The organism is Streptomyces sp. NPDC058470 (assembly GCF_042721055.1).
GTDB lineage: Bacteria > Actinomycetota > Actinomycetes > Streptomycetales > Streptomycetaceae > Streptomyces.
Genome location: NZ_JBHXMF010000007.1, coordinates 150,722 through 153,664 on the forward strand (window position 1 = coordinate 150,722; position 2,943 = coordinate 153,664).

General features: G+C 71.4%; 3 protein-coding genes. 1 reads left to right on the forward strand and 2 read right to left on the reverse strand.

Annotated features, from left to right (window positions below; translation table 11 throughout):
* Positions 1 to 14 precede the first annotated feature (14 nt).
* Positions 15 to 842 (reverse strand): molybdate ABC transporter permease subunit, encoded by an 828-nt coding sequence (gene modB / locus ACFWP7_RS07630; RefSeq protein WP_384377711.1) that lies wholly within the window; start codon positions 840 to 842, stop codon positions 15 to 17.
* 80 nt (positions 843 to 922) lie between these two features.
* Positions 923 to 1,738 carry a molybdate ABC transporter substrate-binding protein gene (gene modA / locus ACFWP7_RS07635; protein ID WP_384377574.1) on the reverse strand — a complete coding sequence of 272 codons (816 nt, stop codon included), beginning with the start codon at positions 1,736 to 1,738 and terminating at the stop codon, positions 923 to 925.
* A gap of 163 nt (positions 1,739 to 1,901) precedes the next feature.
* Between modA and ACFWP7_RS07640 the strand changes: the two genes are divergently transcribed.
* Complete coding sequence (locus ACFWP7_RS07640; protein WP_384377577.1) at positions 1,902 to 2,834, forward strand: LysR substrate-binding domain-containing protein; 933 nt, start codon at positions 1,902 to 1,904, stop codon at positions 2,832 to 2,834.
* Positions 2,835 to 2,943: the final 109 nt, after the last annotated feature.

Consider the following 2,943-nt stretch of genomic DNA (forward strand, 5'->3'; position numbering starts at 1 on the left):
CGGTGCGTCGGTTGTCATGACACCCCCGTCATCCAGCGGTCCCGCAGCCCCGCGAGGACCGCGATCGATACGGCGAGCAGCACCAGGCTCAGCGCGATGGCGGCGGCCGGGTCGTTCTGGAGGGCGAGGTACACCGCCAGGGGCATGGTCTGCGTACGGCCGGGGAAGTTGCCGGCGAAGGTGATCGTCGCGCCGAACTCGCCGAGCGCGCGGGCCCAGGCCAGTACGGAACCCGCCGCGACGCCGGGCGCGATCAGCGGCAGGGTGACCCGGCGGAACGCGGTGAAGCGGGAGGCGCCGAGGGTCGTCGCGGCTTCCTCGTAGCGCGGATCGGCGGCCCGCAGTGTGCCCTCCACGCTGATGACCAGGAACGGCATCGCCACGAACGCCTCGGCGACCACCACCCCCGCCGTGGTGAACGGCAGGGTGATCCCGAAGGCCGAGTCCAGCCACTGCCCGACGACACCGTTGCGGCCGAGGGCAAGGAGCAGCGCGACACCGCCGACCACCGGGGGCAGCACGAGGGGCAGCGTGACCAGGGCTCGTACGAGGCCGCGTCCCGGGAAGTCCGTGCGGGCCAGCAGCCAGGCGAGGGGCACGCCGAGGACGAGGCTCACCGCGGTGGCCGCCGTCGCCGTGATCAGCGACAGCTGAAGGGCCTGCCAGACCGCCGTACTGGTCAGCTGGTCGGGGAGGCTGCGCCAGGGGGCCCGTACGAGGAGGGCGACCAGGGGGAGCAGCAGGAAGGCCAGCCCTACGAGCGCGGGCAGGAGGAGGGGAAGCGGCACCCGGCCTCGGATGCCGGGCACTCGGGCGCGTTTGCCCGGTGGCCCGCTCCGCATCCCGCCCCGGACACGTCGGCGCCGCGGCCCACCGGTCAGGGTGTCGGCCGCGGCGTCGGACCTGTCGGGGGCGGGCTCGGTCACGGCTTCAGGAACCCGGCCGTCGTCAGCACCTGCTGGCCCTCGGCGGACTGGACCAGCGCGATGAACGCCTTCGCCGCGGCCGCGTTGGGCGCGTCCTTGAGCAGGGTGATCGGGTAGTCGTTGATGGCCTCGGCCGACTCGGGAAAGTCCACGCCCTCCACCTTGTCACCCGCCGCGTTCACATCGGTCTTGTAGACGACGGCGGCGTCGGCCTCCTTCAGCTCCACCTTCGTCAGGGCGCTCTTGACGTCCTGCTCGTAGGAGACCGGGGTGAGCTTGAGGCCGCTCGCGTCCAGCGCCTTCTGCGCGGCGGCGCCGCACGGGACGGTCTCGTCGCAGAGCACGACCTTGAGGCCGGACTTGGTGAGGTCCTTCAGGGAGGCGATCTTGTCGGGGTTGCCCGGCAGGGTCGCGATCTCCAGCTGGTTGCGCGCGAAGGTGACGGGGGTGCCGGACGCGTCCTTCGCGTCCGTCACGACCGCCATCGTCTTGGGGCTCGCGGAGGCGAACACATCGGCCGGGGCACCCCCGGTGATGCTCGCGGCGAGCGTGTCACTGCCGCCGAAGCTGAACGTCACCTTCGTACCGGGGTGGGCCTTCTCGAAGTCCTTGCCCAGCGTCGTGAAGCTCTCCTGGAGCGAGGCCGCGGCGAAGACGGTGACCGTCCCGGAGAGCTCAGGGGAGGCGGAGGCCGAGCTGTCCGACGACGACGATGACGACGATGACGTGTCGGAGTCGGAGGAGGAGCAGGCGCTGAGCGCCAGGAGCGCGGCGACGGTGCCTCCGGCGAGGCGTACGGAACGGGTGATCACAGGACTACTCCCTCGGGAAGGTATGTGCGGATCATACTTCCGCATATGCAAGCCGTAAGTCTCCTGTCACTTTGCATGAGCCGTGTGATCGGCCGGTAGTCCTGGTATGTGCGTTCCTACCGAGGTCGCTGCCGGCCGGGTACCGTCGTAGCGGAGGTGACTGATGCTGCTGCGTCAGCTGGAGTACCTGGTCGCGCTCGCCAGGGAGCGGCACTTCGCGCGGGCGGCGGCCGCCTGTTTCGTGTCGCAGCCGTCGCTGTCGGCCGCGATCCGGCGCCTGGAGCACGAACTGGACGTGCCGATCGTGCGGCGGGCCAGGCGGTACGAGGGGCTGACCCCGGAGGGCGAGGTCGTCCTCGCCTGGGCGCACCGCATCCTCGCCGAGCGGGACGCCCTGCGCCAGGAGCTGTCGGCGCTGCGCGGCGGTCTGACCGGCACCCTGCGGCTGGGCATCGTCCCGACCGCGCTGCCCGCCGCCTCCCTCCTCACCAACCCGTTCTGCGAGCGCCACCCGCAGGCCAGGGTCAGCCTGGAGTCGCTGTCGTCCGCCGAGATCACCCACGGTTTCGCCGAGTTCGAGCTGGACGCGGCGATGACGTATCTGGACGACGACGAGCTGCGTCACGTACGACGGTTTCCGCTGTACGAGGAGCGGTACGTGCTCCTCACTCCCGTCGACGGCCCGCTGGCCGCCGCGTCGACGGCGCGCTGGGCGGACGCGGCGGCGCTGCCCCTGTGCCTGCTGAGCTCGCGGATGCGCAACCGCCGGATCATCGACGAGTGCTTCGCCGCCGACGACGCCAAGGCCGAGCCCGCGATCGAGTCGGACAGCGTGGCCGGCCTGTACGCCCATCTGCCGGGCGGCCGCTGGTCCAGCGTGATCTCGCACGCCTGGCTGCACATGTTCGGCGTACCGGAAGGGATGCGGGTGGTGCCGTTGAAGGGACCGGCGCACGGACCGCGGGTGGGGCTCGTGGTGGCCGAGGGGGATCCGCAGTCCGTCCTTGCGGAGGCGCTGCTGAAGGTGGCACGGGAGGCGGGCGTGCGCGACGCGCTGGACACGCTGCTGCACACGTACCTGGAGGTACGGGAGTGAGACAGCGGCTGTCTGGACGGACCGCGGTGGTGGAGCGGCTGTCTGGAGGTACGGCGGTGGTGGAGCGGCTGTCTGGAGGTACGGCGGTGGTGGAGCGGCTGTCTGGAGG